The organism is Chitinophaga cymbidii (genome assembly GCF_007992715.1).
Taxonomy (GTDB): domain Bacteria; phylum Bacteroidota; class Bacteroidia; order Chitinophagales; family Chitinophagaceae; genus Chitinophaga; species Chitinophaga cymbidii.
Map to the genome: position 1 here is coordinate 2,622,846 of NZ_BKAU01000001.1, position 21,515 is coordinate 2,644,360.

General features: G+C 53.2%; 17 protein-coding genes. 10 read left to right on the forward strand and 7 right to left on the reverse strand.

What is annotated here, in order from left to right; all coding sequences use genetic code 11:
• Positions 1 to 5: 5 nt before the first annotated feature.
• The gene (locus tag CCY01nite_RS10815) at positions 6 to 2,891 is read right to left on the reverse strand and encodes a SusC/RagA family TonB-linked outer membrane protein (RefSeq protein ID WP_186831003.1); all 2,886 of its coding nucleotides are present in this window, start codon (positions 2,889 to 2,891) and stop codon (positions 6 to 8) included.
• Positions 2,892 to 3,305: 414 nt separating this feature from the next.
• On the opposite strand from CCY01nite_RS10815, the gene CCY01nite_RS10820 reads away from it, so the two are divergent.
• Together CCY01nite_RS10820 and CCY01nite_RS10825 are read left to right on the forward strand one after the other, a co-directional pair.
• The gene (locus tag CCY01nite_RS10820; protein ID WP_146860608.1) at positions 3,306 to 4,322 is read left to right on the forward strand and encodes a LacI family DNA-binding transcriptional regulator; all 1,017 of its coding nucleotides are present in this window, start codon (positions 3,306 to 3,308) and stop codon (positions 4,320 to 4,322) included.
• A 43-nt stretch (positions 4,323 to 4,365) separates the two neighbouring features.
• Complete coding sequence (locus CCY01nite_RS10825) at positions 4,366 to 5,781, forward strand: Gfo/Idh/MocA family oxidoreductase (protein ID WP_146860611.1); 1,416 nt, start codon at positions 4,366 to 4,368, stop codon at positions 5,779 to 5,781.
• A gap of 104 nt (positions 5,782 to 5,885) precedes the next feature.
• Here CCY01nite_RS10825 and CCY01nite_RS10830 read toward each other — a convergent pair whose 3' ends face one another.
• Positions 5,886 to 6,953, reverse strand: a complete 1,068-nt coding sequence (locus tag CCY01nite_RS10830) for a bifunctional transcriptional activator/DNA repair enzyme AdaA (protein ID WP_146860615.1) — start codon at positions 6,951 to 6,953, stop codon at positions 5,886 to 5,888.
• A gap of 413 nt (positions 6,954 to 7,366) precedes the next feature.
• Here CCY01nite_RS10830 and CCY01nite_RS10835 point away from each other — a divergent pair, with 413 nt between their 5' ends.
• The 3 genes from CCY01nite_RS10835 to CCY01nite_RS10845 are packed head-to-tail and all read left to right on the forward strand — an operon-like array spanning position 7,367 to position 12,035.
• Positions 7,367 to 8,590 carry an ROK family protein gene (locus CCY01nite_RS10835; RefSeq protein ID WP_146860618.1) on the forward strand — a complete coding sequence of 408 codons (1,224 nt, stop codon included), beginning with the start codon at positions 7,367 to 7,369 and terminating at the stop codon, positions 8,588 to 8,590.
• A gap of 11 nt (positions 8,591 to 8,601) precedes the next feature.
• Positions 8,602 to 11,046: a carboxylesterase family protein gene (locus CCY01nite_RS10840; protein ID WP_146860621.1), complete on the forward strand. Its 2,445-nt coding sequence runs from the start codon at positions 8,602 to 8,604 to the stop codon at positions 11,044 to 11,046.
• Positions 11,047 to 11,105: 59 nt separating this feature from the next.
• Positions 11,106 to 12,035 carry a hypothetical protein gene (locus CCY01nite_RS10845; protein ID WP_146860623.1) on the forward strand — a complete coding sequence of 310 codons (930 nt, stop codon included), beginning with the start codon at positions 11,106 to 11,108 and terminating at the stop codon, positions 12,033 to 12,035.
• A 28-nt stretch (positions 12,036 to 12,063) separates the two neighbouring features.
• Here the strand turns inward: CCY01nite_RS10845 and CCY01nite_RS10850 are convergent, their stop codons facing one another.
• A complete protein-coding gene (locus CCY01nite_RS10850; protein WP_146860625.1) occupies positions 12,064 to 12,735 on the reverse strand; it encodes a hypothetical protein in 672 nt (223 codons plus the stop codon).
• A gap of 185 nt (positions 12,736 to 12,920) precedes the next feature.
• Between CCY01nite_RS10850 and CCY01nite_RS10855 the strand changes: the two genes are divergently transcribed.
• Both CCY01nite_RS10855 and CCY01nite_RS10860 read left to right on the forward strand, forming a co-directional pair.
• Entirely contained in the window at positions 12,921 to 13,445 is a 525-nt protein-coding gene (locus tag CCY01nite_RS10855) for a GNAT family N-acetyltransferase (protein WP_146860627.1), read from the forward strand.
• Positions 13,442 to 14,335 carry a phosphotransferase gene (locus CCY01nite_RS10860; protein ID WP_146860629.1) on the forward strand — a complete coding sequence of 298 codons (894 nt, stop codon included), beginning with the start codon at positions 13,442 to 13,444 and terminating at the stop codon, positions 14,333 to 14,335. Before CCY01nite_RS10855 ends, CCY01nite_RS10860 begins: the two co-directional genes overlap by 4 nt.
• Here CCY01nite_RS10860 and CCY01nite_RS10865 read toward each other — a convergent pair.
• Positions 14,332 to 14,940 (reverse strand): TetR/AcrR family transcriptional regulator, encoded by a 609-nt coding sequence (locus CCY01nite_RS10865; RefSeq protein WP_146860632.1) that lies wholly within the window; start codon positions 14,938 to 14,940, stop codon positions 14,332 to 14,334. The genes CCY01nite_RS10860 and CCY01nite_RS10865 overlap by 4 nt on opposite strands.
• Positions 14,941 to 15,012: 72 nt before the next feature.
• Here CCY01nite_RS10865 and CCY01nite_RS10870 point away from each other — a divergent pair, with 72 nt between their 5' ends.
• Positions 15,013 to 16,167, forward strand: a complete 1,155-nt coding sequence (locus CCY01nite_RS10870; protein ID WP_146860635.1) for an FAD-dependent monooxygenase — start codon at positions 15,013 to 15,015, stop codon at positions 16,165 to 16,167.
• Here the strand turns inward: CCY01nite_RS10870 and CCY01nite_RS10875 are convergent.
• From CCY01nite_RS10875 to CCY01nite_RS10885, 3 genes are all read right to left on the reverse strand, one after another.
• On the reverse strand, positions 16,164 to 16,730 hold the full coding sequence (locus CCY01nite_RS10875; protein WP_146860637.1) for a dihydrofolate reductase family protein: 567 nt from the start codon (positions 16,728 to 16,730) through the stop codon (positions 16,164 to 16,166). The genes CCY01nite_RS10870 and CCY01nite_RS10875 overlap by 4 nt on opposite strands.
• 115 nt (positions 16,731 to 16,845) lie before the next feature.
• Entirely contained in the window at positions 16,846 to 18,969 is a 2,124-nt protein-coding gene (locus CCY01nite_RS10880) for a cation:proton antiporter (protein WP_146860639.1), read from the reverse strand.
• A gap of 3 nt (positions 18,970 to 18,972) precedes the next feature.
• Positions 18,973 to 19,545, reverse strand: coding sequence for a hypothetical protein (locus CCY01nite_RS10885; protein ID WP_146860642.1), 573 nt, complete (start codon positions 19,543 to 19,545; stop codon positions 18,973 to 18,975).
• A 180-nt stretch (positions 19,546 to 19,725) separates the two neighbouring features.
• Between CCY01nite_RS10885 and CCY01nite_RS10890 the strand changes: the two genes are divergently transcribed.
• Positions 19,726 to 20,322 carry an RNA polymerase sigma-70 factor gene (locus tag CCY01nite_RS10890; RefSeq protein ID WP_246129905.1) on the forward strand — a complete coding sequence of 199 codons (597 nt, stop codon included), beginning with the start codon at positions 19,726 to 19,728 and terminating at the stop codon, positions 20,320 to 20,322.
• 60 nt (positions 20,323 to 20,382) lie between these two features.
• Positions 20,383 to 21,438, forward strand: a complete 1,056-nt coding sequence (locus CCY01nite_RS10895; protein ID WP_146860645.1) for a FecR family protein — start codon at positions 20,383 to 20,385, stop codon at positions 21,436 to 21,438.
• Positions 21,439 to 21,515 lie beyond the last annotated feature (77 nt).

Sequence of the window (21,515 nt, forward strand, 5' to 3'; positions counted from 1 at the left end):
AAAGTTTAGAAGGTTACTTGAATGCCGCCGTTGATGATCCGCTGGATGGGATATGTGACGTAGTGGCTGGACCGGGCTTCGAGGTCCATCAGGTCGGTGGACGACCAGGTGAACAGGTTGTAGCCGCTGGCGTAGATCCGGACTTTATCCATCCTGATTTTTGCGGCGAGGGTTTCCGGGAAGGTGTAGCCGATCTCGAGCGTCCGGAGCCTCAGGATGTTGGCGTCTTTCAGCCAGTAAGTAGAGGTGCGCTGGTTGTTGGCCTTGTTCGCGAGCGAGAGGCGCGGATAGGTAGCGCCGGCCCAGCTGTTGGGATCTTCCGGGTTGAAGCGGCCGAGGTGATGCTCGCGTACGGTGCCGTTGTCGTGAAACTCCCATACGGCTTCGCCCGTCATGTTCTGCATGGTGCCGCGGCTGGCGGTGAACAGCACGTTCAGGTCAATACCTCCGTACTTCAGCCCGAGGCCCGCGCCGTATTGCAGGGTGGGCATGTTGCCCTGCCCCAGGAATACTTCGTCGTACGCATCGATCACGCTATCGCCATTCTGGTCCCTGTACTTGATATCACCGGGCTGCACCACGCCGAATGTTTGCCTTGGACTGGCGTCGATCTCATCCTGATCCTGGAAAAGGCCGATGGCTTCCAGCCCGTAGATAGCGTCCAGCGGGCGCCCGGTGCGGGTCTGGTAGTCGTACCGCGGCTTTTCCTCCCCTCTGTTCAGCACCTTGTTCTTTGCATGTGAAACCACACCGCTGAGCGTAAATTCCAGTTTCCCGATCCTGTCCGTATACCCGATCATCGCATCAAAGCCTTTGTTTTCGATCACGCCGATGGGGAAGTCGGGAAAGCGGATGCCCATGATATTCGGCAAGGCGGGCTGTATCATGATGTCGCTGTTCTTTTCATAGAACCAGTCGAACGACAGATTTACTTTGTTTTTTATCAGCGCGGCGTCCAGCCCTACGTTGGTTTTCTTTACCTTTTCCCAGGTAACGTTGTTGAGCGCGAATGCCGTTTCGTTCCAGCCGGTGTAACCCAGGGAGGTCCATCCGAAATTCACGCCGCCGGCGCCCTGGTATTTCTGGTACCAGATGAAGTAGCCGCCGAGATCGTCGTTGCCGGTGATGCCGTGGGAGGCGCGGAGCTTCAGGAAGTTCACCCATTGGTTATCCTTCAGGAAATCTTCATCAGACACCACCCAGCCCACGGAAACAGCGGGGAAGAAGCCGAATTTATGGCCGGGCAGCAATTGCTCGGAACCTTGGTAGCCGAAATTGAATTCAGCGAGATAACGGTTGTTGAAAGCATAAGAAACTCTGCCGTTCGTGCCGAGGTAAGCCCGCGGAATGTTCCCGTTATTTTCCGAGGAGATGATCCGCTGCATCACCGCGGCGTACGCGGTAACGGCATGCCGGCCGAAGGTGCGGTCGTAGTTCAGCGAAAGGTCGCCGGTGAAGATGCGTTGTGTGGAAGGGTATTCAACGCCGCTGGACATCTGGGTGTTGGAACCTGTTTCCACATACCGGATGCTGCCGTCCGGCAGGTATTCCACTTCTCCGTTGGACTGGCGGAGGTCGTATACCTTGAAGCTTTTGCTGCGGTTGGTATTCTGATCGTACCAGCTGTCGAAGGAGGCGTTGCCTTTCAGCACCAGGCCCTTTGTGATGAAGTCGAGATCATGTTTTGCGCGCAAGGTGGCAAACATGCTGCGTACATAATACAGCGAGTATCCCTGGTTGTTCAGCAGGCCGTAGGGGTTGTCCTTGTAATCTTTGGTGCCGCCCAGGTAGCCGTCCGGTGTAAAAACGGGGAATGCGTTGGGCGGGGTTTTATACAGGGCGCGGAACACGCGCAGGGAAGCATCTGTACGCGAACCGGGATAGGTGCGTTGCTCCTGCCTTCCCGCAATGTCCAGCGCAAGGGAGAAACGTTTGTTAACGTTGATGTCCACATTCGAGCGGAGGGTGATCAGGTTGAAGTCCGCATTCGTATTATAGGTATTGGCAGCTTTGTCAACTTTGTACAAGCCGCTGTTGCTGGTATATCCCGCGGAGATAAAGTACCGCGCGTTCTTGTTGCCGCCGTTGATGTTGAGGCTGTAACGCTGCTGCCAGGTGGATTTATTTACATATTCATCGTACCAGTTGATGTCCGGATAGAGGTAGCGGTCCAGCTCGTTCTCATAGATCCCGCGCGAAGCCTTTTCATACTTGTCCAGGTCTTCCGCGGAGTAGCGGGGGCTTGCTCCATCATTCGTCAGCGCTTCATTGTACAGCGTTGCGTACTGGAATGAGTTGAGCAGCTTCGGTGTGGTGGTGGGCGTTTTCATGCCTGCGCGCGCGTTGAAGGAAATTTTGATCTCGCCTTCCTGTCCGCGTTTGGTGGTAACGAGGATGATGCCGTTGCCGCCTCTCAGGCCGTACTGCGCGGTGGCTGCGGCGTCTTTCAGCACGGTGATGGACGCTATTTCGTTCGGGTCCAGGAGGTCCATGCTTCTTTCCACGCCGTCTACCAGCACAACGGGGGCATTGCTTCTGAAGGTACGCTTGCCGCGTACCAGCAGCGAGGCGCCTTCATCGCCGGGCTCGCCGTTGTTCTGCATTACAAAAAGCCCCGGCAGCAGGCCCTGCGTTCTGTTCTCGTTGTTGATCACAGGATTGTTTTCAACGGCTCTGCCGTTGATCTGCGAAAATGCACCGCTCACATCATGTTTCCGTTGCTGGCCATTAAAGACCCGGATAATGGTGTCTTCCGGTACAGTTGTTGTGTCGGCTACGTGTGCTGCAAAGCCGGTCAGGGACAGGCACAGGCAGCCGATAACGCCGATGGAGGCCCTCAAATATGCGCGATATCTGAGGGGAGCCCTGGTGAATGTTTGTACAGTGTTCATAACATTGGTTAAATCAATCATTAAAAGGTGATGAGGGACATGGTATGCCCGTACTGTGCGACGTACACAATAAGTTCAGAGAATAAGATGCTGCTCCTTTACCAGTTAAAGGAAATTCCGGGTATGGTCTTGATGCTTCCTGCTTTTGCTGTTATTTTGAAGCGGAATCATTTATACTGCAGAGCGAAATCATTTATACGGTAGACAACTGTATCTTCATGCTGTAATTTTGGTTTTGACAACGGGTTTGTATGCGTGGATCAACTTAAATCGGGCGTTAACTTATGAAAAAGAATGAACGTTGTCGCAGTTTTACTCATTTATTTACGGAAACGTTTGCGTGAAAAGAAAGCGCTTTTGTTGGCAGTACAAACTAATAATCATATTTTATAAAACCGGAAGGGAGGCCTTCACATGAGTAAGATAAATATTAAATACCTGGCTAAGGAATTGAACTTATCCATATCTACTGTATCCCGCGCATTGAGGGATAGTCATGAGATAAGCGGGGAAACGAAGAAAAGGGTCTTTGACCTGGCCAAACGTTTAAATTATCAGCCTAACTCGAATGCGAGCGGATTGCGGGGACAGAAAACAAAGATGATCGCAGTGGTGATACCGGATATGGTGAATGATTTTTTTTCACTCGTGATCAGCGGAATTGAAAAGGTAACGCAGGAGAAGGGATATCATATATTACTGCATTTTACGCATGGAGATCACGAGCTGGAAGTATCGTTCATCAATACGCTGGCAAGCGGGAGAGTAGATGGTGTATTGTTGTCGATGTCAAGCGAGGATAACGACAGCCATCACCTGGCAGAGCTGAACAGCAGCGGCATTCCGCTGGTGCTGTTCGACCGGGTCAGCGAGTGTGTGAGCAATGTGAAGGTAACGTCTGACAATCATGAAAGCAGCGTCCTCGCCACTCATCATCTAATTGAAGCGGGATGTAAAAAAATAGCTTACTTGCAGGTCCATAAAAATATCCCGGTGGGGAAAGTGAGGATGAACGGGTACCTGGAGGCATTGCAGCAATACTCCGCGCAGAAAGTGCCGCTGGTGCTGGAGTGCACGAACGACAACGATGAAACGTTCGAACTGATACAAAAGATGCTGGTAGCTGAAAAGCCGGATGGCGTTTTCGCTTCGGTGGAAAAGCTGGCCGTTGTATGCTACCGCGTTTGTGAAAAGATGCGGTTAAAGATACCGGACGATATCAAGATCATCAGCTTTTCCAACCTGCATACGGCGGCGCTGCTGAATCCTTCGCTGACAACCATCACGCAGCCGGCGTTCGACATCGGGGAAACGGCCGCGAAGGAGCTGTTCAACATCATTAATAAAAAGAACAGAACGCTGGCGGGGGATAATAATAATGTAGTGCTGCAATCGAGGCTCATCAAAAGACGGTCCACAGCGCGGTACTGATAAATTTGTATTTTGGAATTCCATAGTTATAAACAATCACGAAATGAATAATGAGTATTCAAGAAGGTCGTTTTTAAAGCAAGCCATGCTGGCTTCTGCTGCTGCGGCCACTCCCGGCATCCTGATGGCCAATGTAAAGCTGGCTGGTCCCAATGAGCGTGTGAACCTGGCCTGCATCGGCATCGGTAACCGCGGCGGCGAGATCATCAAAGACCTGTACAAGACCGGCCTCGCCAATATTGTTGCGCTTTGCGATGTGGACATGGGCGCGCCGCACACGCAGGAAGTGCTGAAGATGTTCCCGGACGTGCCGCGGTTCCAGGACTTCCGGCAGATGTTCGACAAGATGGGGAACCAGATAGAAGCGGTATCTGTTGGTGTGCCGGATTTTTCCCACTTCCCTATTACCATGATGGCGATCGGCCTCGGCAAGCACGTGTACGTGGAAAAGCCGATGGCGCGCACGTTCAATGAAGTGGAGCTGATGATGAAAGCAGCGGAGAAACATCCCAAGGTAGTGACCCAGATGGGCAACCAGGGACATTCCGAGGCGAACTATTTTCAATTCAAGGCCTGGGTGGATGCCGGCATCATTAAAGATGTGACCGCTATCACCGCGCATATGAACTCACCGCGCCGCTGGCATGGATGGGACCCCAACATTAAATCATTCCCGGCGGCACAGCCTGTTCCGTCTACCCTGAACTGGGACATCTGGCAGATGGCCACGCAGGGGCATAGCTATAACAAGGATTTTGTGAACGGTCAATGGCGCTGCTGGTACGATTTCGGTATGGGCGCGCTGGGCGACTGGGGTGCGCACATCCTGGATACCGCGCATCAGTTCCTGGACCTGGGCCTGCCTTACGAAGTAGCGCCGCTGAAATTATCCGGTCATAATGATTTCTTCTACCCGATGTCTACCACCTTATCCTTCAAATTCCCCGAACGCGGCAATATGCCCGCGCTGGAAGTGAAGTGGTATGATGGGGTGGACAACCTTCCGCCGATCCCCAAAGGATATGGCGTATCCGGCCTGGACCCGAACATCCCGCCGCCGAGCACGGGCGCTATCAAGCCCGCGAAGCTCAACCCCGGCAAGATCATCTACGGAAAAGACCTGACCTTCAAAGGCGGCTCGCACGCCAGCACGCTGTCCATCATCCCGGAAGAGAAAGCAAAAGAGATGGCAGGCAAGCTGCCTGAAGTGCCGAAGAGCCCTTCCAATCACTTTGCGAACTTCCTGAAAGCCTGCAAGGGCGCTGAGCAGACGCGCTCACCGTTTGCGATCGCCGGGCCGCTGAGCCAGGTTTTCTGCCTCGGGGTGCTTGCGCAATGGACGGGTGAAAAGCTGGAATTCGACCGCGCGAAAAAGGTGATCACCAATAACAGACATGCGAACGACCTGCTCGTGGGACCGCCGCCGAGGAAAGGATGGGAGCAGTATTATAAAGTGTAAGTTTTTTTGATGTAATATGAAGAGGCAGCTTAAAAGGCTGCCTTTTTTTGTTTGCGGGATATCAGGCCGGCTCCCGGATGAGCTGTTCCGGCAGATTGGAACGGTCACGAGCTGCTATCGGGCAGATCGTTATCCGCCGCGTTCGACCGCTCAAAATCCAGCAGCCACTGCTTCCGGTGCAGCCCGCCGCCATAGCCGGTGAGGCTGCCGTCTTCGCCGATCACCCGGTGGCAGGGCACCAGGATGGATATCCGGTTCATGCCGTTGGCATGCGCCACGGCCCGCGGCGCTTCCGGTCTGTTCAGGGTGACGGACTGTCGTTTATAGGTAGACGTTGTACCGTACGGCACTGCCCGCAATGCTTCCCACACAGATTGCTGGAAAGGGGTTCCCGGCATGAACAACGGCACCGTGAAGTGTTTCCGTTTCCCGTCAAAATATTCATTCAGCTCCCGCCTCAGCTGGTCGAAATGCCGGTGTATGCCGGGGATGATGTTTGCCTTTAGTAACCGCGACAAGGTGTTCAGTTCTGTTTCCAGCATTTTGCGGTCCGTGAATTCCAGCAGGCAGACGCCCTGTTCCACCGCGCAGGCGAACATGGTGCCCAGCGGGGTTTCCAGCCGGGTCATGTGAATAACCTGTTTGTTTTTGCTATTGGAAGGCGATACGCCGAAGACCGCTTTGAAAGAATCCCCGAAGCCGCTCAGCGATTCATATCCCGCTTCATAGGCCGCCGAGGTCACCGGCTCTCCGTGCTGTATCCTGCTGAACGCGGCGTTGATGCGCAGCATCCGCTGATAGGCGTGAAAGGTCATATCATGGTTCCGGAGAAACCATCTCCTGATCCTGCTCGGCTCAACGCCCCGCTGAAGCAGGTCCCCGTCCCTGAACTTCCTGGACGGGTCCGCGTTCAGCTCCTGCAAAATATCCCGGATGAAAGCCGGCGTTTCCCCGATCTTCTCCAGCGGATGACAGATCTTGCAGGGGCGGTATCCTTTGCGTATGGCCTCGCCCGCCGTGCGGAGGAACTCTACGTTTTCCGGCTTCGGTTTCCTGGCCGTGCAGGTGGGCCGGCAGAATATGCCCGTGGTCTTCACCGCGGTGATAAATGTTCCTTCAAAGGTTACGTCCCTTTCAACAATCGCCTGGTACATCCTTTCGTGGGTAAGCATTCCTATATTTTTTCCAAAGGTAGGGCTTGCGCGATGCCGCCGGCAACCGGAAAATGAACAAGTATTTTTTCTCCCCGCTGATAAGGCGTTCCGGGAGATAATAAAAAATGTGTAATACTTTTTATTTTTTTTCAAAAGTTTGTTACATTCGTGTAAACGCAGCAGCAGCCGTTTGGCGGCAAACGATAAAATCTAACCATCATCAACCGGAAGCAACATCTCATACCATTATTGGCGGATGAGGCGTTGGCGACAGGCGTTAACCTGATTTCAAAGACGCTTTCATGGCGGCCCGCCTGGTTTATCTTTTTTCAGATATATATTGATATTTTTGGCTGATCTGCGTTCAGTTTTTGCAACTTTTTTCCGGATCATCACTGTTTCTTCTAACAATGTATAGCGATTTGTGAATTATGGTTAATAAGAGTTATTATAAAGCGCTGGCTTTAAGGGAATTTTACTTTTCAGGCAAACTGTCATCTACTGACCTGAGCGTGCGTATGGGCAAAAGCATTCCCCATGTACTGAAAATAATAGATGATCTGATCGCGGACGGCTCCATTGCCGAACTGGGCTATGCCCCTTCCAGCGGCGGCCGGCGGCCCATCATTTACGCGCTGAAGCCGGATGCCATTTATATTTTGTCGGTAGGAATGGACCAGGAATTTACACGCATCGCGCTGATGGACATTGAGAATAACCCGGTGGCGCAGGTGAAGGAATTTGAGCTGCCGCTGACCAACAACCCGGAAGCGATTGTCCGTTTAAAGGAAAAGATGCAGGAAGTGATCAAAGAGTCCGGCGTCAGCAAAGACAAGATCATTGGCGCGGGCATAGGCATGCCGGGCTTTGTGGATTTCAAGAAAGGGGTCAACTACTCTTTTCTGAATGCGGGCGGCAAAACCATCACTGAATACCTGACCAGCGAACTGAACATCCCGGTGTACATTGATAATGATTCCAGCCTGATCGCACTGGCGGAGTTCCGTTTCGGCGCCGCCCGGCAGAAGAAGAATGCCATGGTGGTGAACATCGGGTGGGGGATTGGTTTGGGCATGATATTGAACGGGGAATTGTTCCGGGGGCATGATGGCTTTGCGGGCGAGTTCAGCCACATTCCTCTTTTCAATAACAACAAGCTCTGCAGCTGCGGCAAGAGCGGCTGCCTGGAAACGGAAGCTTCCCTATTGCTGGTGATCGAAAAAGCGGGGCACGGCCTGAAGGACGGCCGCCTGTCCGCCCTGGGCGCGAAGTTCCCCACGGGGCACCCGGAGGCGGATTGGGATGCGATCGTAAAAGCCGCCCACAAAGGCGACCGCTTTGTGGTGGAGCTGCTGTCGAAAACAGGTTATGATATCGGAAAAGCGGTGGCGATCCTCATCCACCTGATGAACCCGGAATTTGTGATACTCAGCGGCAGGGGCACGCTGGCCGGCAAGGTATGGGAAGCGCCGGTGCAGCAGGCTTTGAATGAGCACAGCATTCCCCGCCTTGCTGCCAACACCAAGCTGGCCATTTCCACGCTTGGTCATCATGCGGAGCTGATCGGCGCGGTTTCGCTGGTCATGGAAAACAAAGTGAAGGAGTTCAAGACCAGCCGTAAAAAGGTAAGGGTGAGAGAGTTCTCGCACGATTGAATCTTCATGGCATGAATAAAATAAAATACTTGCTGGCCTTCCTGCAATGCTGCCTTGCAGTGCCGGCTTTTTCCCAGGATACCTTTCCGTTCACGGAGGCTTTATTTGTGGCCGCTCCGCAACGTTATGGCAGAGAGGCGGTGTATACAGACCACCTCGCTTACCAGCTTTATACGAACCAGCTGAAAACACCGGTGGAAGGTGCGTCTTTCGCGCCGTCGCTGCAATGGCAGGCCGTAAAAGCGGACAGCGCCCAACGCCTCGTCCGCCGCGGAGGTGGCAGGGGATGGGGTTTCGGGAGAGGCGGATATTTTTACCTGACCTATTCATCCGACCGCGCGCGCCCGGCCTTACTGCATATCAAAGGCAACAGCGGATTATATTTCAACGGCATCCCGCATACCGGCGATCCCTACGGATCAGGATGGCTGTACATCCCGGTGCAGCTGAAAAAAGGACTGAACGAGATCTATGTGCGCGGCGCCATGATCACCGCCAGCCTCCGTTTTCCCGGCAAGCCGCTGCAACTGGTAACGGAAGACCCTACCATGCCGGCCATCGTTACGGGGCAAACGCCGGATACAATGCAAGGCGCGGTGGTAGTGATCAACAGCACCAACAAGGAATGGAAAGGGCTGCGGATGCGTGCTGCGCTGGCCGGAAAAGAGATCACTGCTGCATTGCCTTCCATCCCTCCCATGTCGTCCAGAAAAGTGCCTTTCTCTTTTGATGCCGGCGCTGTGAATACGGTGGGGAAACCGGTTTGCCATCTTGCGCTGCTCGATAAAAACAAAATACTGGATGAAGCGGAGATCGCGGTGGAAGCGGTGGCGCCGGGGGATCAATACAGCAGCACGTTTACCAGTGAGATAGACGGCAGTCTGCAATATTACGCGGTGGCGCCGCAAACGAACGGGCCGGTGAAAGGATCGGCGCTTTTTCTTTCCGTGCATGGCGCGGGTGTGGAAGCGATCGGGCAGGCGAGGGCTTACCAGCCGAAGGACTGGGGGACGCTGGTGGCGGCTACGAACCGCCGCCCACGGGGGTTCAACTGGGAAGACTGGGGCCGGCTGGATGCGCTGGAAGTGCTGCACATCGCCCGCGAAAAATTTCAACCTGATCCGCGGCATATCTATCTCACCGGGCATTCCATGGGCGGCCACGGCACCTGGTTCCTCGGCGCCACCTACCCGGATAAATGGGCGGGCATCGCGCCCTGCGCGGGATATCCCACGTTGAAAGGATACGGGTCCGCAGACGGGTTGATCCCCGACAGCAGCGGTTCCCCCATGGAGCAAATGCTGCTGCGCGCCGGCAACCAGAGCGACGTGATCCGGCTGGTGCAAAACTACAAGCCGTTGGGCGTATATATCTTTCACGGTGATGCGGACCGCACCGTATCGGTCAACTATGCCCGGCAGATGCGCGGCTTGCTGGGCGCATTCCATCCTGATCTCAGCTACTACGAATACCCCGGCGGGTCACACTGGTTTGGCAATATCAGCGTGGACTGGAAGCCCATCTTTGATTTTTTCAAATGGCACAGCCGTCCCGCTGACACCGCTGTGAACACCATCGATTTTACGACCGCCAACCCCGGCATCTCCGATTCTTTCCGCTGGGCTTCCGTGCAGCAGCAACATCATCCGCTGCAATACAGCCGGATACAACTCCACCGTAACCGCACGGAAAAAAACATCCGCGGCACTACTGAAAACGTGCGCCTGCTCCGGCTGGACCTCAGCGGTTTTTCCGCCGGAACTGCGCTGACACTGCAAATCGACAGCACGGAAATTACGCACAACGTTACCACCGCGCCGCTTTACCTGCTGAACACCGGCGGCGCCTGGGCCGTTCACCGCCAGCCACCGTTATCGGAAAAAGGGCCGCACCGCAACGGCACATTGAAAGATGCTTTCAATCACCGGATGATATTCGTGTACAGCACCGGCGGCTCCCGCGAAGAAAACGAATGGAGCTTCAACAAGGCGCGGTACGATGCCGAAACCTGGTACTACCGAGGTAATGGAGCGGTAGATATTATTGCGGACAAGGATTACGCGACGGAGAATTACCGGGACAGAGGGGTGATCATCTACGGCAACCGGAACACCAACAAAGCCTGGAAAACATTGCTGAACGATTGCCCCATTCAGGTAGAACGCAACAGGATCACCGCCGGCAACAGGCAATGGACAGGCGAAGCGTTGAGCGCCTGCTTTGTGTGGCCGCTCAAAGGTTCCGACGTTGCATCCGTGGGCGTGATCGGCGGAAGCGGTTTAACGGGGATGAAGGCGGCGGACGGCAACCAGTATTTCGCGGGCGCCAGCGGGTACCCGGACTTCATGATCTATCATGCGGAGATGCTGGTGAACGGCGCGGGCGAAGTGAAGATGGCGGGTTTTTATGATCATCAATGGCAGTTGAATGATGATAAAATGATCCGGGCGGATTGATGCAAAAACTACTCAAACGAGTACTAACGCGGCGTGGCGGATTGCGCTAATTTCATCGCATGAAAAACCTCTTATCGGCTTGCCTGTCCGTTTTACTACTGGCTGGCTGCACCGGTGGCATCTGGCCTGAACCGGGAACTCCCAAGCCCGAAACGCCCGAACAGCCCGGTTGGCTGCTCACCAAAGTGACTAAACGATTGAAATACGACTGGGGTTATGTCAACATTACAAAAACAGTAGACGAATATCTTTATAACGAACATCACAAACCAATTGTACACCGCTATTACTCGAATGCCGCCGATTCCAATAACCTGATACTCACGGAAGTGGACAGCCTCTTCTACGACAGTCAGCAACGGGTTGTACAGATCAACCGTTTTTCGGTTAGCTTGAACCATGTTTCCTCTCTCCGTAAACTGATATATAGCGGAAGCAACCGGCTGCCCCACCGGGTGGAACAGCATACGCTGCATGATTCCCTCGGCAACCCGCGCCCTTACCCGGGGTATTTGTATCATTATGACTATACCTACCAGGACTCGGTGGTGATACAGGTAGCGAACGGGAACGACTTCAGCAACGACACGGCCAAATATCACTACAATGCATCAGGTAATTACATGTTCTATGATTATCCGTCATGGAATGCCGGGGGCGCCTTTGTGAAGGAGCACGAATTCAGCGGGTATGATAATGCGCCCAATCCCGCGCGTTACTTCAACCTGGAGCATGGCTTCGCTTTCATCATTGATGATGTACGTTCGCTTTTCCGTTTCTATACGCCGCTGGTATCAAAGAATAACTGGACGAGCTTTTCAAAGTACACCTCCTCCCAGTTACCGCGACCGTATGTGGTGCGCACGGTGGTGGTGAACGGAGATGGCCTGGTGGTGGAAACGAATTCGCCGTATGGTGATTTCGGGAACAGACCGTATACGAATGAGCATATCGTATATGAGTATGAGCAGATAGCGGAGGCTGATTAAAAGGCGGGAGCGTCAGCCGGCTCTGATGTCAGTTCATGGCACGGCGGCTGTTGTAAAGCGCCAGCTGCTTTTTCCAGGCGCCCAGCAGGTAGACGTTCCTTTCCTGCAGCTCCCTGAACGCATCCACCGCCAGCATCACTTTTGTAAGATATTCCCGGTCTTCTTCGCCTAACATCCTGGGGGCGTAGTTGCGCCGTTTGCTCGTGCTGTCTTTCAGGAAAGCGTGCAGCGCATCCGTGTGCGGCATGAAAGCCTGCATCAGGTCTTCGATCTGCTGAATGTATTCCGTGCTGAAGCTGTGATATTCTTCCGCCAGCTTTGTGGCGATGCGCTGCAACACGTTCTGGCCATAAGACGCGAGCAGTATGTGATATTGCTCGATGCTCCCGGAAAGCTTTTTGCCGTCCGGCTGCAGGTCTACCGGGAAACGTGTTTTCCACCATTCGCCGGCTTCCAGCAATACCAGCAGCAACTCGCCCGCCGCAACGATATCTTTATGCGCCAGCTTCTTCGCGATCTTGGTCCTGTAGTGGCTGCTGTCGTGTTCCCTGCTGCACCAGTCCATTATCTTCTGCATATTGCTTTCTCCCTTATAGCATTTGTAGATCAGCGTACCATGCTGCTCAAGAGATTTGAATGGATAGAATGAGAACCCCTCACAGAATTTTTTTTGCAGTTCGGCATCGGTAAATGAAAGCATAGTCTCGTTTTTAATGCGATAATATTCGGTACAGGATGTTATAGGCTGGTTAATGCATATTCAGTACGGTCTTAACAAAGATAACGAAGGGAAAATACCGTGCGATAACCCTAAAGTAGTACAACAGCCGAAACAACAATAACGGGCGTTGTATGTTCGTGTTAGTTGTCCTATATTTATTGATAATGGAAATCATGATTGAAAATACGACGGAAGACGACCTGCCGCTTGTTTTACATTTGTTCAGGGAAGCAATGGAGCTGCAGGGGAAGAATGGCTACAAGGTCTGGCAGGAGATCGATCAGGAAGGTTTACGGAATGATATCAAAAACAGGTTGCAATTCAAGATCATGCGGGGGAAGGATGTGCTATGCATTTTCAGCATGCAGCATAACGATCCTTTTATCTGGCGGGAAAGGGACCGCAACGATGCCATTTATTTACACCGGATAGTAGTGAACCCCGCGTTCAAAGGCCAGAAACAATTCGAAAAAGTGTTGAACTGGGCGAAGGATTACGTCCGGCAAAAGGGTTTGCGGTATGTGCGGATGGACACATGGGCGGAGAACACGCGGATCATTGCATATTACCGGTCGTTTGGATTTGTATTCATTGAAAACTATAAAACTTCCGATGCTCCGGAGCTGCCCGTTCAGAACCGGAACCTGGATGTTGCATTGCTGGAACTGGAAGTAAAAGCATCACTATGACAAATGCCAGTGCCCCGCCGCCATACCTGGTGGATCTTTTAACGCACAGCATCAACAAAAAGCCGGTGCATTGGGCTGTCCCCGATTGCGGCCTGTCATCCGCCCACCGGTTTTCCGTAACGTTTGAAGACGGCAGCAAAGTATTTGTGAAAGCAGCGGTTGATGCGCTGACGGCGCAGTGGCTGCGCACGGAGCACCTGGTGTTGTCGTCCGTCCGCACTGCGGTAATGCCGGATGTTGTGGCGTGGATCGATCAGCCGGGCACCTATCCCGTTCTGCTGAGCCGTGATCTGAGCGATGCGTACTGGCCTGCCAGTCATAGCGGGGTTACCTGGCGGGAGGGGGATTTTAACCGTTTGTTCAGCAGCATCCGGGCGCTTTCGTCTTGTGAGGCGCCGCCGTCGCTGGCTGCTCTGCAAAACAGGCAGGCGCCTGCGTGGATGGAAATAGCCAATGATCCCGGTGGGTTCCTGGCCCTTGGGGTATGTTCTCCGGAATGGTTCCGCAGCTCGGCAGGCGCGCTTGCCGAAGCGGAGATGAACGCCGATATAACCGGTGATTGCCTCGTGCATGGGGATATACGAAGCGATAATATCTGTATAGCAGGATCAACCGCGATGTTTGTTGACTGGAGCCATGCCGCGCGCGGCAGTGCGCGATATGACCTCGCTTGTGTTTTGCCCACGCTTTGCCTGGAGGGTGGCCCCGCTCCATACCTGGTGATGCCTGACGGCGGGGGAGAAGCCGCTTTGATGTGCGCCGGGCTTGTGCGGCGGTTGATACAGGATGATGCGATGCCGGAGTGGCTGAAGAGTGTGTTCAGGAGGCTCATTGCTATTGAACTGGAATGGGCCGCGCAGTGCCTTGGGCTGGATCAGCCCGCCGGTTAAACTGCAAATTTCTTCATCCCCTTCGCTGTTAAATACGGATAGAACATCCCCCAGAAAAGCTCCGAATAATATTTCAACGCTTTCTTCCCTTTCAGCTGCAACGTGATCTCGTTGCTGGACAGCCAGAAGTCCGCCACAATGAACAGCTGATGCACGAATAATTTCAACACGTCTTCCGGAATATCCTTTCGCATGATGCCTTCCTGCTGCATGATGCTGAATATATGCATGAACTGCGGTTCCCGTTTCCGCAGATTGTGTTTGTAATGTTTGGTAATGGCGGGAATGCGGCGGCCGATCTCCACGAAGTGCAGGAATATGAAGCGGAATTCGTAAACCAATTCAAAACTGGCCGTCACGCTCTGGCGGAAAGCTTCCATCCTGTCTGCAGCCGCTGCCGGAATAGCGGTCAGCAGCGTATCGAAGCGGGCAGCCAGCCGGTCGTACAACGCCTGTATGACAAGGTTGGTATTGGCGTAATGATATTGGAGGTTGCCGTGGCTGATGCCCATTTCAGCGGCGATATGCCGCACGGTTACGGTATCGATCCCTTCCGTGTTGAACAGCTCCAGCGCGGTGTCCAGTATTTTGTTCTTCGTGCTCATACTTAAATATTAGGCCATTTGGCCTATTTCTACAATAAAATTAGTACATTTGACCTAAAATTACGCTTTTTTATGAAAGTGATCATCATAGGCGCGGGAATCGGCGGGCTGACCACTGCTATTGCTTTGCAGCAAAGGGGGATCGCATACGAAATATATGATGCCGCGCCAGGCAACCGGCCGGTGGGCGCTGGCATTATGCTCGGCGCCAATGCCATGCGCGTGTATGAACGCCTGGAGATTGCGGAGGAGATCAAAAGCGTGAGCGTGCTGGCGGAATACATCTACATCCGCAATTGCCAGGGCACTGTTTTGCAGACGATCAGCAACGCGGAAGTGGAGGAGCGGTATGGTACGGGCACATACGGGCTGCACAGGGCGGCATTGCAGCAGGTGCTGCTTGGTCATTGCAGGCAACCGGTGCACTACAACAAACGGTGCGCATCCGTCAGTGAAAACGGGCCATGTATAACGGTGCATTTTTCGGATGGAAGCAAGGCTGAAGGTTCGCTGGTGATCGGCGCGGACGGCATCCGCTCGGCCGTCCGCGAGCAATGTGTGGAGAAAGCCCGTTACCGCTATTCGGGGCAGACCTGCTGGCGGGCGATCATCCCGGTGGACCTGCCGGCAGCGGAGGCCAGTGTTGCCGCCGAAACCTGGAGCGTGAAAGGCGGCGGGCTCCGTGCGATGTTCACGCAGGTAGGCCCGCAACAGGTATATTTCTGGATGACCAAAGCAATGCCCGCCGGTACGGTAATGCCACCCGAAGCAGCGCTGCCGTTCATCCGCGAGCAGTTGTCCGGCTACGAGGGATACATGCAGGCCATGCTGCATCACCTGCGCCCGGAATATCTCATCCAGAGCGATTTGTCCGACATTGCGCCGCTGCGGTCATGGCACAAGGGGCGCGCGGTGCTGCTGGGAGATGCGGCGCATGCTACCACGCCCAATGTAGGGCAGGGAGCAGGGCTAGCCATAGAAGACGCCTGGGTGCTGGTGCAGTGCCTGGCCGCTAGCGGACATCATGAACAGGCATTTGAAGCTTACCAGCAACGCCGCATGGCGCGCGCGGGGAAGATCGTCCGCCTCTCCCGCCAGATCGGGTGGCTCACCAACTGGAAAGGCCGCCTGCTGACAGGGTTGCGGGACAGCCTGATGAAGCGCATGCCCAAACGGATGACGGACAAGCAGCTGGCATTCTTCTATGGAGTAGACCTGGATGCTTAGTTGTCCACTTTATATTTGAGCAGTACCAGCCCCGCCATGAGCGGCTTTACGGATAAAGTGGTCAGCTTGTGCCTTGTTTTGATGTTGTTGAACATCGGCAGTCCCGCGCCCAACAGGGTAGGGTTGAGTGTGATCCGCAATTCATCCACCAGCCCGAGGCTGAGCAGCTCGGAGGCGATCGTGGCGCCGCCCCACAGCATCATATCCCCGCCCGGTTGCTGTTTCAGCTTCGTTACTTCGCTTGCGGCGTCATGAGCGATCCGGGTGTTATGCCAGCTCACTTCCGTTAGCGTTCGGGAAAACAGGATGTGCGGCGTCCTGTCGGCCAGTTCAGCGTATTTCTTTTCATGGGGGTCGGCTGCCGGATCGGTCAATACCGACTGCCAGTATTGGAAATAGTCCGGATGCATGTTCCGCCCCACCAGCAGCGTGTCTACAGATTCCATGTCGTTAAAAAGTTCCTGCCAGTCGTCATCGCTGGAGGCAATCCAGTCCATTTCCCCCGCGGGACCAGATACGTAGCCGTCCAGCGTCATCTGCATGGATAATATTAATTTTCTCATGATAAAAGATTTTTGCTTTGAATGTATAATTCAAAGGTAGGCCGCATCTGTATGCCGGGCGGGGTGGGGTAGCGACTATTTCGAGGGGTGATTGCGACGGGCGATCATCCGTGGACTATTTGAACATCCTCCCGATAATCGTACTGATCTCGGCAAAATCGCGGTGATTGCTGATAGACCTCCGTTCGGGCATATCGTCTTCCGCTTCGGAGAAGGGGAAGATCAGCAAATGGTTGTTATCGTGAAGATGCCTGTTCAGAAATTCAGGCACGGCTTTCATCTGCGGAAAGTAAGATGCCGAGCCGGTTTTACTCATAAATACGATAAGGCCCTCATCTTCCTTAAAGGATAAAGCCATTTCCTCTATCTCCTGCCAATACCGCGTTACCTTGAATTCCGCTTCCACACTTGACTTCTTCATGATGCGCTGCAGGATGCCGATGATCTTCTGCGTGGTATGGAAGGTGATCAGTGCGCCGGAGTTCCGCCCGATGTTCCAGACCTTCAGCAGGGCATGAAAGAAGCCGGCTTCCTTTTCGGCATTTTCCGGGATGAATACCACATGCCGTTTAACGGTGGATATCGGCTGCGCCGCATGATAGACGAGCACGTTGATGTGCGTATTCAGCAGATAACCGTAGTAAAGGTTATAAATGAAAGCGGGGGAGAAGCCCTTTTCATCTTCCAGTCCGATGATGAGGTCGGTAATATTTTGCTCTTTCACCACGCTGTTGATCCCGTTCACCACATCATTGTCGTACCGCACAAGCGATTGCAGGGTGATATCTGCCGCCGCCGCGGTATTTACCGCATTATGCAGGATCTTTTCCGCATGCTTTTTGGAGGAATCGTTCTGGCTTTCATTGATGACATTCAGCGCAAGCAGCTTGCTGTCTTCTGCTTTGGACTTGATCAGCAGGCCCAGGTTGACCATCCTTTCCACGGTTTCCTCGTATTTGACCGCCAGCAGGATATTTTCCGTATCGTGTTTGTTGCCTGCTATCGTGTCTTCTTTTTCTTCATCCGCGATGCGCTGGGCGCTGGACATGGACGTGAAGGAAGATATGGTACAGGAGATCAGTATCAGCAGAATGCTGCCGTTCAGCACGTGCTCGTTCAGCAGCCTGACAGGTTCTCCCGCGGCGGTTTCGGAAATGATGATGTTATACCCTACCATCACGGATGCCAGCGTTGCGGCGGCGGATGCGGAACTCATACCGAATATCAGCAGTCCTTCATCCTTTGTAAAGCGGAACGTTTTCCTGGTGGCGACCGCCGCTATGTATTTCCCGCCGATGGAGGCTACCAGCATAATGGCGGCCACCGTAATGGTTTCCCAGCTTTTGAAAAATACGGTGAAGTCGATCAGCATGCCAACGCTGATGAGGAAAAAAGGAATGAAAATAGCATTGCCGATGAACTCGATGCGGTTCATCAGGGAAGATGCGTGCGGGATCAGCCTGTTCAGCGCAAGACCCGCAAAGAAAGCGCCGATGATCGCTTCAATGCCTGCCAGCTCGGCCAGCAGAGCGGTGAGGTAGATCATCACCAGTACAAAAATGTATTGCGATATCTTGTCTTCCACCGTTTTGAAAAACCAGCGGCTGATAACCGGAAAAACCAGCAGTACGATCAACCCGAACAGCAGCATGGATATGGAAAGGCGCGTCCAGAAAGCGGAATCCACCTCTCCCTGCGTCATACCCACGATCACGGCCAGCACAAGCAAGGAAAGTACATCGGTTATCATGGTTCCGCCGACGGTGATGTTGACCGCAAGGTTCCTGGCGATGCCGAGCTTGCTGATCAACGGGTAAACGATCAGCGTATGGGAGGAAAAGAGGCTGGCGAACAGGATGGAGGTGAACAGGGAGAAATGGAGCAGGTAGTAACCGCCGATGAAACCCAGCAGAAAGGGTGCAATGAAGGTGTAGATTGAAAAAGTGATGCTCTTCCATTTGTTCCTTTTAAAGTCACCCATGTTGATTTCAAGCCCGGCCAGGAACATGATATAAAGCAGTCCCGTTGTGCCGGTCACTACCACGCTGCTGTCCCTGGACAGCACATGGAAGCCATTGGGGCCCACCACTGCGCCGGCAATAATGAGGCCGAGCAGGTGCGGTACTTTTATTTTGTTGAGCAGGATGGGAACACACAGAATGATAATCAACTCAAGGAGAAACTTCAGCAGCGGATCTTCTATCGGCATACTCAGGTGTTGAATACTCAGCAGGGGCATAAATCAGTTCGTTTTTGAAACACGTGAAAGTTCTACGGAGAACCTTGCGGTGCAATCGTTCTCGCCTTTAACCAGTTGCGTTCCCTTCATCAGGGTACTGTCCGCCATGTTGAGCGCTACCTGTATTTCAATCGGTTTTGTTGCGCCGGAATCTGTCCGGAAACCTAACAACAGCTGATCATTACTGATCTCACCATGAAAAACACGCACCACCTTGTTGTTGTTCACGATCTTGGCATATAAACCGGAGGAATCGGCCAGGAACTCCCAGTTGGCCGTCCGCTGGTCGCCCACCACGTAGTCCCGGCAACTGGATTCCCTGCAGAGAGCTCTGCCGGTCCATGTACCGGCTATTTCCGGGGGCCATGCTTTTAAACTGACGGTATCCCTGACCGTCAGCAGGCTATCTCTCATTCTCAATAATGCTTTATACTCGGCTTCCTTCAGGGCAAAATCCTTCTCTTTCTGAAAGAGCGCCGCTTCGCGTTGGGCCAGCTGCTCTTCCCGTTTCGCGTTGGTGCAGCCGGCGGTGAATACAATGAACAGGAAAAGAGAAAGTAGCGTTTTATATCGCATGGGCATATTTTTAATGGGAAATGCGGGTCTTGTATAATGAAAATAGGGAATTTTGTCTAAATGCTTTCTGCGTGCTGCAAGCGATGGCTTTAGCGGCAAAATAATATTCAACCTGACCGCCTCCGTTTTACAAAAAAATGTTTACTTTGAGATTCAACCAAAACTAAAACAATCGATTGCGTGCAAAATAGTTCACATCATACAAGTGAGGAGCCGCTGGTGGCGCTGCAGCGCATCGCGGATGGTGATGAACAGGCGTTCCGCCGGTTGTTTCAGTATTATAGCCCCAGGCTCAGCCAGTTTGCGTATTCCATCGTCAGGATCAAGGAAGCGGCTACCGAAATAGTGGATGATGTATTCATCAAATTATGGAAGCAAAGGGAAAAGGCTTCTTCCATTTCCAATATCCGCGTTTACCTCTATGTAGCGGTAAAGAACAGCTCCCTCAATTACCTTTCTTCAAAGGCGCACCGGCAGATCACGGAACCTTTCAATCATCTGGATATAGCTTTGAGCCGCGACCAGGCGCCGGACCAGAAGATGATCAGCGCGGAATTGCAGGAGAAGATCCGGTCCGCCGTGGAGTCCCTGCCGCCCCGCTGCAAGATGATCTTCAAGCTGGTGCGGGAAGATGGCCTCCGCTACAGGGACGTGGCCGAGATCCTGAACCTCACCGTGAATACGGTAGACGCCCAGATGGTCATCGCCGTTAAACGCATCTCCGAAAAGGTGCAGGCGCATTTCACTGCTTTCCCCAAAAGAACGGTCAAAAAATAATTTCCCTCCATTTTAAGGTCATCTTTCCGTTTCCCTGTCTTTATCATTAACCAAGGTTCAATGCATAAAGAAAGGATCACACAACTAATTGCCAGGAAACTATCCGGGGAAGCATCTTCCGAAGAGATAGAAGAGCTGGATGCCCTTTTAAAGGAGTACCCGGAAGACGCTTATCTGCTGTCCCTGTTAGCGGATTACTGGTCTACGCCCGTTTCGTCTATCGCCGGTGAAGATGCAGATTCAGAAGCGCACTTCCGCCAGATACTGGACGCGGCGGACAATGAAACCGCGGAGCCTGTGCCCATACATGGCAACCGCCCCCGTTACGTCCGCAGGCTGCTGGTTGCGGCGGCTGTGCTGACGGGGCTGATCGTTGGCGCCTGGTTCTACGTACAACAGTTGCGGGACCAGCCCGGCATCTCCGAAGCATCGCGCATAGAAACCGTTGCCAAGCCGGGCGCGAAGTCGAGATTATTGCTCCCGGACGGAAGCGTTGTATGGCTTAATTCCGGAAGCCGGCTCAGCTACCCCGATAATTTTACGGATTCCCTGCGGGAAGTGGAGCTGGAAGGAGAAGCTTATTTTGATGTAACGAAGGATGCAGAACGCCCCTTTATCGTGCATACCCGCGACATCCACATAAAAGTGCTGGGCACGGTCTTCAATGTGAAGTGTTACCCGAGCGATCATAAAACGGAGGCGACATTGATCAGCGGCCTGGTGCAGATATCAAAAACCAGCGACGACAATGGGGAAGTACTGTTGCTGCACCCGCATGAAAAGGTGGTGATCAACAGGGCGCCGGAGCATACCGGCGCGGCGCTGGATAATATGACCGTAAAGCATTTTAAAGAAAGCATTACGGACACTTCCATGGCAGAAACGGCCTGGGTGTATAATAAACTGGTTTTTGACGGGGAGGACTTCCGGGAGATCGCGGATGAAATGGAAAGATGGTACAATGTAAAAATATCTATCAATGATTCAACGGTAGCGGGATACCGGTTTCACGCAAAATTCGAGAACGAAAATATCACGGAAGTGTTGTCGGCCTTACGGCTATCACTGCCTTTCACATTTAAAATCCGCAATAATGAAGTAAACATTTACAAGTAACAGCAAAAAGATCGGGAAATGCGCGAACATTCCCCGACAAGTCTAATTTTCAGAAACCTCCGATCGGCAAAATCACG